This window comes from Ruegeria sp. (genome assembly GCF_040830605.1).
Lineage (GTDB): Bacteria > Pseudomonadota > Alphaproteobacteria > Rhodobacterales > Rhodobacteraceae > Ruegeria.
Genome location: NZ_JBFOMD010000004.1, coordinates 538,800 through 553,453 on the forward strand (window position 1 = coordinate 538,800; position 14,654 = coordinate 553,453).

The following is a 14,654-nucleotide window of genomic DNA, read 5'->3' on the forward strand; positions in this document are numbered from 1 at the left end:
GACATGACACTGCATCGAATGGTAACGGGTTGGCGTGAGGGAGCAATGGAAGTCGGATTTGATTTTATGCAGGAGCTGACCGAGCAGTCCCTGCGCTTGCGTGACACCGCGCTGTCATGGGTGTCCAGTCCCGCCGCGTGGTCGCAATTCGCGCTGTTGGTGGTGGCCTTTCTGGCGGCGCTGCTGGTGGCGCGGCGGCTGCGTGGACCACTGACGCGCCTTCTGACCCCGCCTGATGAGCAGCAAGGGCCGGTGGCCAAGACGCGCCGGTTCATCCTGATTTTCGTACCACTGCTGCTGCCACTTCTGGCCTATGCCTTTACCGGCATTGGTGAAAGTGTCACCCGCTCGCTCTTTGGCTCGGGTGCGGTGATTGCCTTTGGCAAGCGCGTGTTCCTGTTCCTCGCCGCCCGCATTCTAGTGCGCGAGATCATTACCGACCCGCTGATGAAGCTTCTGGGCCGCTACGTCCTGATCCCGGTTGCCGCGCTTTATGCCCTGGGCCTGCTGGAACCGGTGATGGCCAAGCTGGACGAGACCATCGTACCACTCGGAAACCTGTCCTTTTCGCTGCTGTTCGCGCTGCGCTTCATCGTCGTGGGTGGCGCGATCTTCTGGCTGGGGCGGTGGTCCAACGACCAATCCGCGCAATTCCTGAAAAAGCAGGAGGATATGCGCCCGGCCATGCGCGAACTGACTGCCAAGGCCATCGAGATCGGCATATTTGGCGTCGCCTTCCTGTTGGTGATGAACATCATGGGCATCAGCCTGACCTCACTGGCGGTTCTCGGCGGTGCGATTGGTGTCGGGCTGGGCTTCGGTCTGCAAAAGATCGCATCGAACTTCATTTCCGGCCTTATCCTGCTGCTGGAAGGGCAAGCGACAGTGGGCGATTATGTCGAACTCGATGGCGGCGAGGCCGGCATTATCGTCAAGATGGGCGCCCGCGCGGCGATCCTTGAAACCTATGACGGGCGCTGGATCGTGGTCCCGAACGAGGATTTCATCACCACCCGCGTGGTCAATTTCTCGGACAGCGGCTCGGCCAACCGGTATGAGGCGCCGTTTTCCGTCAGTTACGACACCGACATCAATAAGGTGCCTGCTTTGGTCGAGGCGGCGGTGGCTAAGCACCCCGGCGTGCTGGACAAGCCGTTTCCGCCCGATTGCGAGTTGCGCGGATTCGGCGACAGCGGGGTGGATTTCGCGGTCGAGTTCTGGGTCGAAGGGATTGATGACGGCCGCAACAAGTTCATGTCGGATGTACTGTTCCTGATCTGGAACGCGCTGAAAGAGCATGAGATCGAGATCCCCTATCCGCATCGGGTGGTGGAGCTTTCCGGCTCGATCGAGACCCGCTCGGGATGACGCAAGCGGTTGTGGTTGGGGCTGGACCGGCGGGGCTGATGGCCGCCGAGGAGCTGGCCCGCGCCGGTATCTCGGTGCTGGTGGTCGAGGCCAAGCCCTCGGTCGCGCGCAAGTTCCTGATGGCGGGCAAATCGGGGTTGAACCTGACCAAGGACGAACCGTTCGACGATCTGATGCGCGCCTACGATGCGGCTGCGAACTGGCTGCATCCGATGATCGCCGACTTCGATGCCCAAGCAGTTCAGGACTGGGCGCGCGGCTTGGGGCAGGAGCTGTTTACCGGCTCGACCGGGCGGGTGTTTCCCAAGGCGATGAAAGCCTCGCCCCTCCTGCGAGCGTGGTTGGAGCGGTTGAACAGGCTTGATGTCCAAATCCGAACCCGCTGGCGCTGGACCGGCTGGGAGGATGAGGCGTTGAGGTTCGACACGCCCGAGGGCGTGCAGCGGTTTGTGGCGGACGCCACCGTTCTGGCGCTGGGTGGGGCGAGCTGGGCCCGGCTTGGTTCCGACGGTACCTGGGCGCAGTTGTTGGCTGAGCGGGGCGTGGAGCTTGCGCCCTTCGCGCCGGCAAATGCGGGTCTGCTGGTGGACTGGTCGGAGCACATGCGGCCACGGTTTGGCCACCCGCTCAAGAATGTCGCGCTGGAGGCGGGTGGTGTGCGGACCCGGGGCGAAGCGGTGATCTCGGAACAGGGTCTGGAAGGTGGCGGGATTTACACGGTCTGCAAGGCGGTGCGCGAAGGTGCGGGGCTGTGCGTTGACATGCTGCCCGACCTGCCGGTCGAGGAGGTGGCCCGCCGCCTCTCCACGCCGCGCGGCAAAGCGAGCCTGTCGAACCATCTTCGCAAAGCGTTGAAACTGGGGCCCGGGCGGCTGGCGCTGCTGATGGAGTTCGGGCGGCCCCTGCCGCGGGACGCGTCAGATCTGGCAAGGCTGATCAAGGCGGTGCCGGTGCGCCATGCCGGGCTGCGTCCGATGGACGAGGCAATCTCGACCGCCGGCGGCGTGATGCACGCGGCGCTTGACGATGGGCTGATGCTGAAAGCGCTACCGGGGGTCTTCTGCGCTGGAGAGATGCTGGATTGGGAGGCGCCGACGGGTGGCTACCTGCTGACCGGTTGCTTTGCCACCGGTCGCTGGGCGGGCCGCTCTGCTGCAAGCTGGCTGCGTCAGCGGGACAGCGCGCAGGCGTAACCCACCGGGAGCAAGCCGCTTGGAAGCGGCTTAAACGGTTTTCAAACGCCTTGGCTGCCCTTGGCTAACGGCCTCGCTCAGTTCTCCGCCAGAGCGCCCATGCGCTGGAATGCAGGGCGATTGCGCAACTCCTTGCCATAGGCCCTCAGCGTCTCGGAATTCATCGGAAAATCGAACCCCTTGGCCCAGCTCATGCAATGGCCGCACAGGATGTCGGCAATCGTCATCTTGTCGCCCTGCAGGAACGGGCCGCGGAACCGCTCGCCCATCCGCTGGAAATTCCGGTCGAACTCCCATTTCGAAGTCTCGACGATCTGCGGCACCCTTTTGTCCTCGGGCAGGATGAACATGTGCCGGGTTGCCGTCCAGAGCAATGCGTCGAACTCATCGACCAGCGCCAGCAGGATCGAGTCCTGCTGGGCGCGTTCGGGGGTGCCCGCCGGATGGGTAAAAGCGCCATGCTTGTCAGCCAGATAGGTCATGATCGCGCAGGAATCGGTCAGCACCGTGTCGCCATCCACGAGCACCGGGATCTTGCCCGACGGGTTCACCTCCAGCACCTGAGGGTCATGCGGGCCCACATCGACGAATTCATACTCCTGCTCCAGCTCTTCAAGCAGCCAAAGAACCCGCGACGCGCGGCTTTGGAGGCGTCCGAAAACCTTGTACATGATGGCAATCCCTGTTGGTCCGTTCGCAGGGAAGAATGAGGCGATGCGGCCAAGCGTCAAGTGGAACGCGCGGTCAGGTCACCCTAGCGTGAGCGCGCCAGCATCGCCAGCCGGATCATCGCCCGTTCGACCAGCGCCATGGCAGGCGCCACCTGCCCGGCTGAGCGCAGTTGCAGGTCGGTATCCGTCAGCACCGTCAGCGCGGTTTCCAGCTTGGGGGCGCCCCAGCCCTGCGCCTGCCGGAGAACGCGGTCGCGGCGCTTGCCGTAAACCGGCGGGCGCAGTTTACCGATGCCCTGGGCCGCGCCGCCGGGGTCCGAGGCGCAGGCATAGAGCGTTCGGAAATGGCGGGTGGCACCGATGCACAGTGAGACCGCGTTGGTGCCCTGCGCCTGCAGGCGGCGGATCAGCGGGCCGATCTCACCCGGACGGCCCTCGGCCACCACGTTCAGCACATCGTCCAACGCCGCCTCGGTCGAGCGCGGGGCGCAGGCGTCGATATCTTCCAGCGTCAGGTCCGACGTGTCGCCGCGCTTGTAGAGCGCCAGTTTCTCGATGGTCTGGGTGAAATCACCGGGACCAAGTTCGCCCGCCAGATCGGTGAGGGCAGCCATCGAATCGCGGGGTACCGCCTGAATACCGGCTTGCGCCAGCGTCCGCTCGATCTCGGCGCGTGAGAGCGGGTCGTCGTAGATACCCACCGCATAGGCGTTGGGATGCGCCTCGAACGCCTTGCGGATTTTCGAGCTGGGTTTCAGTTGCCCCGCCGTGACGACGATCTGCGCATCGCCCGGCGCCCAATCCTCAAGTGCGGTCAGAATCGCCGGGGCGGCGGCGTCGGTAGCATCCTCGACAAAGGCCGCGCGTGGTCCGGGAAAGAACCCGACCGCCTTGATCGCGTCCAGCAGCAGCGCCGGATCGCCACGCAGATCGGAACCCGGTATACGGGTCAACCGCATCTCTTCCTCGGCCCCGTCTCCCAGCAGCGCACCGATCACCTGCTGTCGCTTGAGCGCAACCCGCATCGCATCCGCGCCGTAGATCAGCAGCCCGGCCTTGCCCGCGTCAGGCTTGGCGAAATAGCCGTCCGCCTCGCGCGGGCTGAGTTTCATGAGGGCAGGTCCACCGTGGCGATCAGTTGCGTGGTGAGCTGATCAGCCAGAATGGTCATCAGCCGCTCACGCGCATCGCGCTCACCCGCCAGCGTTTCCACGGTCGAGCCGGTGGCCGAATAGCCGGTGAAATTGTCCACCTGACCGGAGGCAACCACCGCGCCATTGCCAATCTGCGTCAGGGTGTATCTGACCTTCCCGACAATGGTGAAACGGGTGGTTTCGTTGGTCGCGGTGATGGCCTGGCCCTGACGAAAGGTGTTCAGCCGCACATTCAGGTTATAGTCGGCGCCCGATCCCGCCTGGCGCCCCAGCCTCTGTTCGAGGTTCTGGACCAGCAGATACGTCTCGACCGAGTTCGGGGCCGAGACCTGAACCTTGCCGTCCAGCGCTGCGCCCGAGCCTCCGGGGGCATAGACCGGTTCGAACCCGCAGGCGGCCAGCGCCAGCGGGAGCATCAGCAGAGTTCTGCGGACCACGCGTGTTGCGTTCATTTGCATTCTCTCCACCCGCATGGATCGTTCAGCGCAGCATACCTAATAGCGCAAAACCGGTTCCCACTTTTGCGCGGCATGCTTCAGACAACAACATTCACGATCCGGCCCGGGACAACGATAACCTTCTTCGGCGTGGCGCCATCCAGCGCCTTCTGCACAGCTTCGGTGCTGAGCGCGACTTTTTCAACCTCTGCCTTGTCCATGTCCTTGGCGACGCTGATTTCCGCACGCCGTTTGCCGTTGATCTGGATCGGCAGGGTAACTGTGTCATCGACCAGCATCGCCGCATCGGCCACGGGCCAGGGCGCGGTGGCGATCAGGCCTTCGCCACCCAGCAATTGCCAGAGTTCCTCGGACAGATGCGGGGTCATGGGCGACATGAGCTGTGCCAACTTCCTGGCCGCTTGACGTTTGGCCGTGGTGCCCGCCTTGGATTTGGCCAGCGTGTTGGTGAAGGCGTAAAGCTTGGCGATCGAGGCGTTGAAGCCGAAGGATTCCACGCCGACCGTCACGTCATGGATGGTCTTGTGCATCTCACGCAGCAGTGCCTCATCCTCGTCATTGGCGGGGTTGTCCGATGCGGAGATCTCGGACGCGACGCGATAGACACGGCTCAGGTGCTTGTGTGCGGCCTCGGCACCGGCGGCGGTCCATTCTACATCCCGCTCGGGCGGAGAATCAGACAGCACGAACCAGCGCGCGGTGTCGGCGCCGAAGGCTGAGATGATGTTGACCGGATCGACGACGTTGTTTTTTGATTTGGACATTTTCGCAGACGGGATGATTTTCACCATCTGCCCCCTAGCGTCCTCATCAAGCCAAAGGTTGTTCAGGGCAACTGAATCAGTTGCATTGATCCCCAGCTTCTCTGCGGCGGATCGCAGAACTGCGCGTTTTTCGCCGGTCATCTCAACGAACTCAATAACCTCTTCAGGGTAAAGGTATTTTGCGCGGGTTGGATTGGTTTTCATCACTTCGGCCAATTCTTCGTCGGCCTCGGGTCCCGAACCTTGAACCCCCGGTGCATCCAAACCTTCGACAAACTCATAAATAGCATGGGTCACCATGCCCTGCGTGAACAGCGCATCGAAGGGCTCGATGGCTTTTTTTGGCAGGTGGCCGGTGATCTGCATCGCGCGGGCGAAGAAGCGGGAATAGAGCAGGTGCAGAATCGCATGCTCGATGCCGCCGATATACTGGTCGACATTCATCCAGTATTCGGCCTCGGCCAGATCGGTTGGCGTTTCGGCATGGGGCGCGGTGAAACGGGCGAAATACCACGATGAATCGACGAAAGTGTCCATCGTGTCGGTCTCGCGCTTGGCCGCAGCTCCGCAGGACGGGCATGCGCAGGCGCGCCAGGTCGGGTGACGGTCCAGCGGGTTGCCCGGTTTGTCGAACGACACGTCATCGGGCAGGCGGATGGGCAGGTTCTCTTTCTTCTCGGGCACCACACCGCAGCTGTCACAATGCACCACCGGAATCGGGCAGCCCCAGTAGCGCTGACGGGACAGACCCCAGTCGCGCAGGCGGTATTTGGTGACGCCTTCGCCCCAACCCGCCTTTTCGGCGAAATCCACGGTAGTGTCGATCGCTTCGTCTCCGGTCGCCTCGGTCAGCCCGGCGAAGTGATTCACCCAGCGCACCTTTTCGGTCTTGGGCGGGACAAAGGCGATCTTGTCCACCGGCGTGTCGTCATCCAGAGCAAAGAAGGTATCAACCACCGGAAGGTCGTATTTGCGGCAGAAATCCAGGTCGCGCTGGTCATGCGCCGGGCAGGCAAAGATCGCGCCGGTGCCGTAATCCATCAGGATGAAATTGGCAATCCAGACCGGCAGCTCCCAATTTGGGTCCAGCGGGTGTTTTACCCGGATGCCGGTGTCATAGCCCAGCTTTTCAGCGGTTTCGATAGCCTCTTCCGTGGTGCCGCCTTTGCGGCATTCCGCAACGAATTCAGCGATTTCGGGGTTTTCAGCTTCAAGCTGTTTGGCAATCGGGTGATCCGGCGAGATGCCGACAAAAGACGCGCCCAGCAGCGTGTCGGGACGGGTGGTGTAGACAGTGATCGGCTCGGCGCCGTCGGTGCGCTCGAACGAGAATTGCAGGCCGCGCGACTTGCCGATCCAGTTCTCCTGCATCAGCCGCACCTTGGCGGGCCAGTTCTCAAGCGTATCCAGCGCCGAGAGCAGTTCTTCGGACATCGAAGAAATCTTGAAGAACCACTGCGTCAGCTCGCGCCGCTCAACCAGCGCGCCCGAGCGCCAGCCACGCCCGTTTTCGACCTGCTCATTGGCCAGAACAGTCATGTCCACCGGGTCCCAGTTCACCACGGCGTTCTTGCGATAGACAAGGCCCGCGTCGAGCATATCCAGGAACAATGCCTGCTGCTGGCCGTAATATTCCGGGTCGCAGGTGGCGAATTCGCGGGACCAGTCGATGGACAGGCCCAGCGGTTTCATCTGCCCGCGCATGTCGGCGATGTTGCCATAGGTCCATTCCTTCGGATGACCCCCGATGGCCATGGCTGCGTTTTCCGCAGGCATCCCGAAGGCGTCCCATCCCATCGGGTGCAGCACGTTGTGCCCCGTCGCCAGTTTGTGCCGCGCGATCACGTCGCCCATCGTGTAGTTGCGCACATGCCCCATATGGATGCGGCCCGAAGGGTAGGGGAACATCTCAAGCACGTAATACTTGGGCTTGTCGCCATGCCGGGTCGCAGTGAAGATCCCGGCCTTGTCCCAGGCCTCTTGCCATTTTGCTTCGATTTCGGTGGCGGAGTAGCGCGACATCGTGCGGTCCTTCGTGAATGAAAACGCCGGGTGTGAACCCGGCGTGGTGATAGAGCGTATCTCGTCCGGATTCTAGAGTCTGCCGTCAGCGATGCGTAGCTGACGTGCCCGCGACAGGATCGCGTCCTCGACTGCGCGGGTTGTTGCCGGGCTGACCGCTCGGCCACCGCTCGACTGCAGGGCAACATTCAATGCACGCGCCTCAAGCGCGGGATCCTTTATATGCACGGTTGCGCGATAGGACCGTCCGCCACCCGGAGGGGTGCCGTATCCGGTGACAATGACGCCGGTGAACGGATCGACGGACTGCACAGGAAGAAAGCTCAGAACATCCAAGGCAGCCGCCCACAGATAGCGGTTAACCTGAGTCGTTTGCTCGGCATTGGAGCGGTCAAAGATATCCCAGATGGTCGAGCGATCTTCGTCAAAGGTGTCGTCCGGATTCCCGCCGATCACGTTTTCATTAAAGGCGGGCGGGCCGCTCCTCCGATTCCCGCAAGCGGCTACGGCGGTTATCAGCACAATAAAACCCAGAATCGTCAGCCGGCGCATATCGGGCAGGTCCTGTTACTTGGATCAACTTGTCAGGCATTACTCCTAGACAAGCCCTTGGGCCGCAACAACCCTATTCTTTATGGATGTATTCTTGGCTGCCCGATCCGGGGCTGCTCAGGACTGTGGCATCCTTGCACCAATTTCGGGCGAATGGGCGGGATCAATTTAAGGCAAGCTTGCGCAAACCACCCAAAAAGAGCGACACGGTGTGCGTGCTGAGACATATGCGACGAGGCATGTGTCGAGTAGAATCTTAAGAACCGAGGGAAACAAGATGAAAAAAGTTCTCTTCGCGACTACTGCGCTGATGGCAACCGCAACCGTTGCATCCGCAGACATCGCAAACATCCGCATGAGCGGTTATGGCCGTTTTGGTCTTGGCTACGTGGAAGACCGCGACGCTCTCACTGGCAATCCGGACGTTTCGGACACCATTCTGGTGCACCGCTTCCGTCTGAACATCGATGCCGTTGCCGAATCCGATGGCGGCGTTGAGTTCTCGGGCCGTGTTCGTCTGCAGGCTGACGAAGATGCCGACACCGGCGAAGCAAACGCAGCCGGTCTGAACGGTGCACGTTTCACCGTTGCATATGGCGGTCTGCGTGTCGACGTCGGCAACGTTGCTGGCGCATTCGACAACTTGGCCAACTACTATGGCAACGAGCCGGGCCTGGAAAACTTCATCGGTCAGTACTCGGCTGTTGACTACGACTTCCTGGCCTATTCGTCGGGTGGTGCGGGCAGCAACGGTGTGTTCTTCAACTACGCGGTTGGCGATTTCGGTTTTGCTGCATCGTATGATGAGAACAGCGCTCCGATCGACGCAGACAACCGTGGTGACCGTTGGGACCTGAGCGCGACCTACTCGTTCAACAACATCACCGCGGCCATCGCGTACGGTGAAAACGATGCCAACGAGGAACTGCTGGTTCTGACTCTGGGCGGCGATTGGGGTCCCTTCTCGGGTACTCTGTTCGTTGGTGACGAAACCGTGACTGACGCAACCGGCACAACCGAAGACGCTGGTCGTTCGGACACCTTCTATGGTGTGTCGGCTGCCTATGAAGTTGGCGCCGCAACCACGGTGACCTTCGCCTATGGCGACGGCTCGGGCGATGCTGACGAACGGCATGTTGGTCTTGGCTTCATCCACGATCTGGGCGGCGGCACCTCGCTGCGTGGTGGTATCGGCAGCATCGATCCGGGTACTGCAGGTGATGACTACCTCCGTGCCGACTTCGGTGCACGCTTCGACTTCTAAGTCGACGTAAACCGCAAGGTTTTGGGCAGGTCTTCGGGCCTGCCCTTTTCTTTTGCCGCCACATGGTGTTTCTCTGCCAACAAAGCAGACTTGAGGAGCCCCATGCCGCTGCAAGACATCACCGCACGCATTGCCAAGGCCGAACAGGCGGCAAACCGATCGGAAGGATCGGTCAAGCTGATTGCCGTGTCCAAGGTTCAGCCTGACGAGCGGGTTGAAGCGGTGCTGGAACAGGGCCATCGCTGCTTCGGTGAGAACCGGGTGCAGGAGGCTGCAGGCAAATGGCCCGGTTTCATGGAGCGGTTCGACGGGATCGACTTGCATCTGATCGGTCCCCTGCAGACAAACAAAGCGCGGCAGGCGATGGAGCTGTGTCACGCGATCCACTCGGTCGACCGCCCCAAACTCGCCAAGACACTGGCGCGGCTGGCGCAGGAGCTGGGCAAATGCCCGGACCTGTTCGTTCAGGTGAATACCGGCGAGGAGGAGCAGAAGGCCGGGGTCATGCCCGCTAACGCGGACGGGTTCATTGCCGAATGCCGCGCGTTCGATCTGCCGATCCAAGGGTTGATGTGCATCCCGCCGGTTGACGAAGAACCCGCGCTGCATTTCGCTCTTCTGGCCAAGATTGCCGAGCGTAACGGGCTAAAAGGCCTGTCTATGGGCATGAGCAGCGATTTCGAATCCGCCATTGCGCTGGGCGCGACCCATGTGCGGGTGGGCTCGGCCATTTTTGGTGAGCGGGTCAGACCTCAGGGATAATCAACCGGGTGCCGGGCGCGATGCGTCCGGCGATCCAGCGTAGGTGGTCGCGGCGGAAGGCAACGCAACCCTCGGTCGGATAGCCGGGACGGCGCCATTGGTGTAAAAAGATCGCCGAGCCGCGCCCGGGTACCGCATCGGGCCAGTTCCAGTCAGTGATCAGAACCAGATCATAGAGCGGATCGGCACGGCGCAACGGTTCGTGGCTGTGCCCATAAGGCGCGCGGACCAGATGGTTGTACCCCGCGTCGCGCACATCGTCCGACCAAAGATCGCCAGGCCCGATGGGCCGCGCCCGTGACGCGGGCGCGGTGATCCGGTCCGGGCGATAGAGCATCCCCACGATTCGATGAATGCCGGTCGGCGTGGCCCCATCGCCTTCGCGTTTGTCCGTGCTCAGCCCGCCCTTGCCGATAGTGCAGGGAAACCGCCGCCCGCGAAACCGTACACCCTGCCGGGTCAGCACCAAATCGTATGGGTTCACAGCAGATGGCCCGACTTGGCTGCCTTGGTGGCCAGATAGCCGCGGTTATGCGCGGTTTCGCCGACTTTGAGCGGCACGCGCTCAGTTACGGCGATACCAGTGCGCTCCATCATCGCGATCTTGGCCGGGTTGTTGGTCAACAAGCGCACCGAGCGGAACCCCAGCGATTTCAGGATGTCCGAGCCCAGGCGGAAATCGCGCTCGTCATCCTCAAACCCCAGCCGGTGATTGGCCTCGACCGTGTCGAACCCCTGATCCTGCAGGAAATATGCGCGCATCTTGTTGGCCAGGCCGATCCCGCGCCCCTCTTGATTGAGGTACAGCAGCACACCCGCCCCCTCGGTCCCCATCTGTGCCAAGGCACCGCGCAATTGAGGGCCGCAATCGCATTTCAGACTGCCCATCAGGTCGCCGGTGAAACAGGCCGAATGCAGCCGGGCCAGAACCGGCTTGTCCCGGTCGGGGCGGCCAATCTCGACCGCGTAATGCTCTTCGCCGCCATCGTCGGGGCGGAAGACATGCAGGCGCCCGGCCTCGGACACTTCCATCGGCAGGCGTGCGGCCACCACCTCGCGCAGCGGGCTGCGTTCGGTCAGATGCGGCGCGGCGCGGGCGTGGTCGATGCAGGTCAGGCCGTGTGCTGCGGCAAAGCCGCTCCCGTCCTCGATGGGCAGAACCACGGCTGCGGGCAACAGTCGCGCGGATTTAGTCAGTGCGATGGCGATCCGGTGCAGGTTGGCGCTGCCCTGCCGCTCGGTCATCAGCGGGCCCTTCATCGGCGCATTCAAATCGTCGGACGGGTCGGCCACCGCCTGCACCCAGCTCAGGTCCGCATCCGCCGGGATCAGCACCCGCGCCAGATCGCCGTCATAGGCCCGCGCCTTGAGCGTTTCGGCCCGTCGCACGGTGATCGCAATCACCGGCTCACCTCCCAGTGCCCGCAGATCCGCCAGCCGCTGCGCACTGAGCGCCTCGGCCGACAGCGACAGCACGCTGAACCCGGTGTCATCGGTCAGCACCACGGGCACCCCCATCCGCAGATCGGCCCGCGCTCGCGCCAAGAGTTCGGTGATGTCGGGAATGAGACTCATGCCTGTTATCCTGTAACGTTCAGCGCCTTACCTAGTCGTTCCTGAAAGAAATGTGAAACAAATCCCGGACTACAGACACGAGGGCGTGAGAGAATTGCAGCATATCTTGCCGATGGAGCAGTCCACGCTCAAGTGTTGCGAAATGGCAAAGGAGGACCAGGATATGGCTCAGCTCAAGAAGATCCTGCTGGTGGATGACGACGAGGATTTGCGCGAGGCGCTCAGCGAGCAATTGGTGATGACCGAGGATTTCGATGTGTTCGAAGCCGCTGATGGTCAGGGTGCGATGGAGCGGGCGAAAGAGGCGATTTACGATCTGGTCATCCTGGACGTGGGTCTGCCCGATACCGATGGCCGTGAGCTTTGTCGTCTGATGCGTAAGCAGGGGGTCAAGAGCCCGATCCTGATGCTGACCGGTCATGACAGCGATGCCGACACCATTCTGGGCCTCGACGCCGGCGCCAACGATTATGTGTCCAAGCCGTTCAAGTTCCCGGTCCTGCTGGCCCGTATTCGTGCCCAGCTGCGCCAGCATGAGCAATCCGAGGACGCGGTTTTCGTGCTGGGGCCCTACACGTTCAAACCGGCGATGAAGATGCTGATCACCGAAGAGGACCGCAAAATCCGGCTGACCGAGAAAGAGACGAACATCCTCAAGTTCCTTTACCGCTCAACCGACGGTGTTGTGGCGCGGGATGTGCTGCTGCATGAGGTGTGGGGCTACAATGCGGGCGTCACCACGCACACATTGGAAACCCATATCTACCGTTTGCGCCAGAAAATCGAGCCCGATCCCTCGAACGCACGCCTTCTGGTGACGGAATCCGGCGGGTATCGGCTGGTTTCTTAAATGCAAAGGTAGATTGATTTGGATCAAAGTGATACTTTGGTCACATATTTAGAGTTCAACCATCCCGCGCATGTCCGGGTTATGACATGTACCTCCCTGTTGGACTGGCCGGGCCTCGTGCCCGGCCTCTTTTTTGTGGCACCTGCCCCATGGCATCCCGGGCGCCCTCACGTTAGGCTGCGCGAAAATCCGACAGTGGAAGACGCGCCATGCCCATTACCCTCGCCACCTGGAACATCAACTCGGTCCGCCTGCGCGAACCCATCGTGCTAAAGCTGTTGCAGGAAGAGGCGCCGGATGTGCTCTGCCTGCAGGAGTGCAAATCGCCGGTCGAAAAGATCCCGACCGAGGCGTTTGCCGAGCTGGGATACTCCCACCTGATCGCGCGCGGGCAAAAGGGGTATAACGGCGTCGCCATCCTGTCGCGCCTGCCGATCGAGGATATTGGTGACAAGGATTTCGCCGGTCTGGGTCATGCCCGTCACGTGGCGGGGCGGCTCGAAAACGGCGTGATCATCCATAACTTCTATGTCCCTGCCGGCGGCGATGTACCGGATCGCCAGGTGAACAAGAAATTCGGGCAAAAGCTCGACTACCTTACCGATATGCGCGACTGGTTCCGGGCCGAGACGCCCGAGAAATCCATCCTGGTGGGTGACCTCAACATTGCCCCGCGTGAGGATGACGTCTGGTCGCACAAGCAGTTGCTCAAGGTCGTCTCGCACACGCCTATCGAGGTCGAGCATCTGGCCGAGACACAGGACGCGGGCGGCTGGATCGACATCACGAGGCGGGACATTCCCGAGGGGCAGCTCTATAGCTGGTGGTCCTACCGTGCGCGCGACTGGGATGCGGCGGACAAGGGTCGGCGGCTTGATCATGTCTGGGCCACGCCCGATATCGCGAATTCCGGCCATTCCAGCCGCATCTTGCGTGATGCGCGCGGGTGGGAGAAACCTAGCGATCACGCGCCGGTTTTTGCGACCTTCGATCTGTAAGGTCAGGCACACGAGCCGAAATAAGCATCAACTCCTCTCTTGGTTTCCCAGCTCAGCCGCTGCATATAGAGGCCAAGTCCGAACCGGAGAATATGAGCCATGGAAATTCTAAGCGGCGCAGATGGCGCCTCAGCCCCCGACCTGATTAAGGACACGACCGAGGCCACGTTCATGACTGACGTGATCGAGGCCAGCCAGCAGGTTCCGGTGATCGTGGATTTCTGGGCGCCGTGGTGCGGCCCCTGCAAGACGCTTGGCCCGCAGCTGGAAGAGGCCGTGACCGCCGCCAAGGGCGCGGTGAAGATGGTCAAGGTCAATGTTGACGAAAATCAGATGATCGCGGGCCAGATGCGAGTGCAGTCGATCCCGACGGTTTATGCCTTCTACAAGGGCCAACCGGTCGATGGGTTCCAGGGTGCGGTGTCCGGATCCGAGATCAAGGCCTTTGTCGACCGCGCGATCGCTGCAGGCGGTGGAGAGGCGCCCGGGGACCAGTTGGCCGATGCCGTGGCCGCCGCCGAAGAGATGCTGGAGCAGGGCGCTGCGGTCGATGCGGCCCAGACCTTTGCCGCCATTCTGGGCGAAGATCCAAAGCACGCCGCCGCCTATGGCGGTCTGGTGCGCGCCCACATCGCCACAGGCGATCTGGATCAGGCCGAAGCGGTTCTGAACGGCGCCCCGGCCGAGATTTCGGCCTCGCCCGAACTGGAAGCGGCCCATGCGCAGCTTGAGTTGGCCCGCCAGGCCGCCGATGCCGGCCCTGTGGCCGATCTGACCGCTGCGGTCGAGGCCAACCCGGACGACCATCAGGCCCGGTTCGATCTGGCGCAGGCCCTGCACGCCAATGGCGATGTCGAAGAGGCCGTCGCGCAGCTGCTGGAGCTGTTCCGCCGTGACCGCGAGTGGAACGACGCGGCCGCCAAGACGCAGCTTTTCACCATCTTCGACGCGCTCAAGCCGAACGATCCGGTGGTGCTGAACGGCCGGCGCAAGCTCAGCTCGATGATATTTGCCTAAATCCGG

General features: G+C 62.1%; 14 protein-coding genes. 7 read left to right on the plus strand and 7 right to left on the minus strand.

Annotation, left to right across the window (positions count from 1 at the left end; genetic code table 11):
* The first annotated feature begins 45 nt into the window (after positions 1-45).
* Positions 46-1,368: a mechanosensitive ion channel family protein gene (locus AB3N21_RS09365; RefSeq protein WP_367934978.1), complete on the plus strand. Its 1,323-nt coding sequence runs from the start codon at positions 46-48 to the stop codon at positions 1,366-1,368.
* Positions 1,365-2,561, plus strand: a complete 1,197-nt coding sequence (locus AB3N21_RS09370; RefSeq protein WP_367934979.1) for a TIGR03862 family flavoprotein — start codon at positions 1,365-1,367, stop codon at positions 2,559-2,561. The genes AB3N21_RS09365 and AB3N21_RS09370 overlap by 4 nt, the downstream gene beginning before the upstream one ends.
* Positions 2,562-2,638: 77 nt before the next feature.
* Here the strand turns inward: AB3N21_RS09370 and AB3N21_RS09375 are convergent, their stop codons facing one another.
* From AB3N21_RS09375 to AB3N21_RS09395, 5 genes are all read right to left on the minus strand, one after another.
* The gene (locus AB3N21_RS09375) at positions 2,639-3,232 is read right to left on the minus strand and encodes a glutathione S-transferase family protein (protein ID WP_367934980.1); all 594 of its coding nucleotides are present in this window, start codon (positions 3,230-3,232) and stop codon (positions 2,639-2,641) included.
* Positions 3,233-3,315: 83 nt separating this feature from the next.
* Positions 3,316-4,344 carry a DNA polymerase III subunit delta gene (gene holA, locus AB3N21_RS09380; protein WP_367934981.1) on the minus strand — a complete coding sequence of 343 codons (1,029 nt, stop codon included), beginning with the start codon at positions 4,342-4,344 and terminating at the stop codon, positions 3,316-3,318.
* Positions 4,341-4,838 carry an LPS assembly lipoprotein LptE gene (lptE, locus tag AB3N21_RS09385; protein WP_367934982.1) on the minus strand — a complete coding sequence of 166 codons (498 nt, stop codon included), beginning with the start codon at positions 4,836-4,838 and terminating at the stop codon, positions 4,341-4,343. Before lptE ends, holA begins: the two co-directional genes overlap by 4 nt.
* Before the next feature lie 83 nt (positions 4,839-4,921).
* Positions 4,922-7,630: a leucine--tRNA ligase gene (gene leuS / locus AB3N21_RS09390; protein ID WP_367934983.1), complete on the minus strand. Its 2,709-nt coding sequence runs from the start codon at positions 7,628-7,630 to the stop codon at positions 4,922-4,924.
* A gap of 72 nt (positions 7,631-7,702) precedes the next feature.
* Positions 7,703-8,182: a DUF3576 domain-containing protein gene (locus tag AB3N21_RS09395; protein ID WP_367934984.1), complete on the minus strand. Its 480-nt coding sequence runs from the start codon at positions 8,180-8,182 to the stop codon at positions 7,703-7,705.
* 277 nt (positions 8,183-8,459) lie between these two features.
* On the opposite strand from AB3N21_RS09395, the gene AB3N21_RS09400 reads away from it, so the two are divergent.
* On the plus strand, positions 8,460-9,446 hold the full coding sequence (locus tag AB3N21_RS09400; RefSeq protein ID WP_367934985.1) for a porin: 987 nt from the start codon (positions 8,460-8,462) through the stop codon (positions 9,444-9,446).
* Between the two features lie 102 nt (positions 9,447-9,548).
* Entirely contained in the window at positions 9,549-10,208 is a 660-nt protein-coding gene (locus AB3N21_RS09405; protein WP_367934986.1) for a YggS family pyridoxal phosphate-dependent enzyme, read from the plus strand.
* Here the strand turns inward: AB3N21_RS09405 and AB3N21_RS09410 are convergent.
* Together AB3N21_RS09410 and ribA are read right to left on the minus strand one after the other, a co-directional pair.
* A complete protein-coding gene (locus tag AB3N21_RS09410) occupies positions 10,192-10,692 on the minus strand; it encodes a L,D-transpeptidase (RefSeq protein ID WP_367934987.1) in 501 nt (166 codons plus the stop codon). The two genes, AB3N21_RS09405 and AB3N21_RS09410, sit on opposite strands and share 17 nt — an antisense overlap.
* Positions 10,689-11,783, minus strand: coding sequence for a GTP cyclohydrolase II (gene ribA / locus AB3N21_RS09415; RefSeq protein ID WP_367934988.1), 1,095 nt, complete (start codon positions 11,781-11,783; stop codon positions 10,689-10,691). The genes AB3N21_RS09410 and ribA overlap by 4 nt, the downstream gene beginning before the upstream one ends.
* Positions 11,784-11,946: 163 nt before the next feature.
* On the opposite strand from ribA, the gene AB3N21_RS09420 reads away from it, so the two are divergent.
* The 3 genes from AB3N21_RS09420 to trxA all read left to right on the plus strand — a co-directional run bounded on the left by AB3N21_RS09420 (position 11,947) and on the right by trxA (position 14,648).
* A complete protein-coding gene (locus tag AB3N21_RS09420) occupies positions 11,947-12,633 on the plus strand; it encodes a response regulator transcription factor (protein ID WP_171177430.1) in 687 nt (228 codons plus the stop codon).
* Positions 12,634-12,842: 209 nt separating this feature from the next.
* The gene (locus AB3N21_RS09425; protein WP_171177432.1) at positions 12,843-13,631 is read left to right on the plus strand and encodes an exodeoxyribonuclease III; all 789 of its coding nucleotides are present in this window, start codon (positions 12,843-12,845) and stop codon (positions 13,629-13,631) included.
* A 99-nt stretch (positions 13,632-13,730) separates the two neighbouring features.
* The gene (gene trxA, locus AB3N21_RS09430) at positions 13,731-14,648 is read left to right on the plus strand and encodes a thioredoxin (protein ID WP_171177434.1); all 918 of its coding nucleotides are present in this window, start codon (positions 13,731-13,733) and stop codon (positions 14,646-14,648) included.
* The last annotated feature ends 6 nt before the right edge of the window (positions 14,649-14,654 follow it).

Coding starts and splice junctions, on each gene's coding strand:
- AB3N21_RS09365 (WP_367934978.1), top strand. CDS start 46: ATGGAAGTCGGATTTGATTTTATGCAGGAGCTGACCGAGCAGTCCCTG.
- AB3N21_RS09370 (WP_367934979.1), top strand. CDS start 1,365: ATGACGCAAGCGGTTGTGGTTGGGGCTGGACCGGCGGGGCTGATGGCC.
- AB3N21_RS09375 (WP_367934980.1), bottom strand. CDS start 3,232: ATGTACAAGGTTTTCGGACGCCTCCAAAGCCGCGCGTCGCGGGTTCTT.
- holA (WP_367934981.1), bottom strand. CDS start 4,344: ATGAAACTCAGCCCGCGCGAGGCGGACGGCTATTTCGCCAAGCCTGAC.
- lptE (WP_367934982.1), bottom strand. CDS start 4,838: ATGAACGCAACACGCGTGGTCCGCAGAACTCTGCTGATGCTCCCGCTG.
- leuS (WP_367934983.1), bottom strand. CDS start 7,630: ATGTCGCGCTACTCCGCCACCGAAATCGAAGCAAAATGGCAAGAGGCC.
- AB3N21_RS09395 (WP_367934984.1), bottom strand. CDS start 8,182: ATGCGCCGGCTGACGATTCTGGGTTTTATTGTGCTGATAACCGCCGTA.
- AB3N21_RS09400 (WP_367934985.1), top strand. CDS start 8,460: ATGAAAAAAGTTCTCTTCGCGACTACTGCGCTGATGGCAACCGCAACC.
- AB3N21_RS09405 (WP_367934986.1), top strand. CDS start 9,549: ATGCCGCTGCAAGACATCACCGCACGCATTGCCAAGGCCGAACAGGCG.
- ribA (WP_367934988.1), bottom strand. CDS start 11,783: ATGAGTCTCATTCCCGACATCACCGAACTCTTGGCGCGAGCGCGGGCC.
- AB3N21_RS09420 (WP_171177430.1), top strand. CDS start 11,947: ATGGCTCAGCTCAAGAAGATCCTGCTGGTGGATGACGACGAGGATTTG.
- AB3N21_RS09425 (WP_171177432.1), top strand. CDS start 12,843: ATGCCCATTACCCTCGCCACCTGGAACATCAACTCGGTCCGCCTGCGC.
- trxA (WP_171177434.1), top strand. CDS start 13,731: ATGGAAATTCTAAGCGGCGCAGATGGCGCCTCAGCCCCCGACCTGATT.